The organism is Gemmiger formicilis, assembly GCF_016901605.1.
Taxonomy (GTDB): Bacteria; Bacillota; Clostridia; order Oscillospirales; family Ruminococcaceae; genus Gemmiger; species Gemmiger formicilis_B.
On record NZ_JACJKP010000389.1, the window covers coordinates 1 to 606 of the forward strand.

At 47.0% G+C, this 606-nt stretch carries 1 protein-coding gene; it reads left to right on the forward strand.

Annotation, left to right across the window (positions count from 1 at the left end; all coding sequences use genetic code 11):
- Window positions 1–17: 17 nt before the first annotated feature.
- On the forward strand, window positions 18–606 hold a 589-nt coding region (locus H6B10_RS15045; RefSeq protein WP_345941864.1), incomplete at its 3' end, for a DEAD/DEAH box helicase family protein.

Below are 606 nucleotides of genomic sequence, written 5' to 3' on the forward strand. Positions count from 1 at the left end.
CTTGGACGGCTTACCGTATGGCCAGCCTCCACAACGAAAATAACGATCCAATTTTTAACAGCGTAATCATTATTACAGACCGCCGTATTCTCGATCAACAGTTGCAGGCCACCGTTTCCAGCTTTGACCACACTTTGGGGAGTGTAGTTACGATTGACGAGAAGAAAAACTCTGGCGCTCTGCGTGACGCCATTAACGATGGAAAGCGTATCATTGTCACCACTTTGCAGAAGTTCCCAGTGATTTACAACGAAGTCGAGTCCGCTGTTGGTAAGCATTATGCGGTTATTGTAGATGAAGCACACAGCAGCCAGACCGGACAGAGCGCATTAAAACTCAAGGCGGCTCTTGCTGATGTGAGCGATGCTCTTGCAGAATATGCTGAACTGGAAGAAAAGGCTATCGAAGAAGTCGAGGCAAACGATATTCTTGTGCAAGAAATGCTCAGCCAAGGTAAACACAGCAACATGAGTTTCTTTGCCTTTACTGCAACGCCCAAAGGCAAAACCCTGGAAATTTTCGGCGAACCTCAACCGGATGGTTCTTTCCATCCCTTCCACATCTATTCGATGCGACAGGCTATCGAAGAAGGATTTATCCTGGATG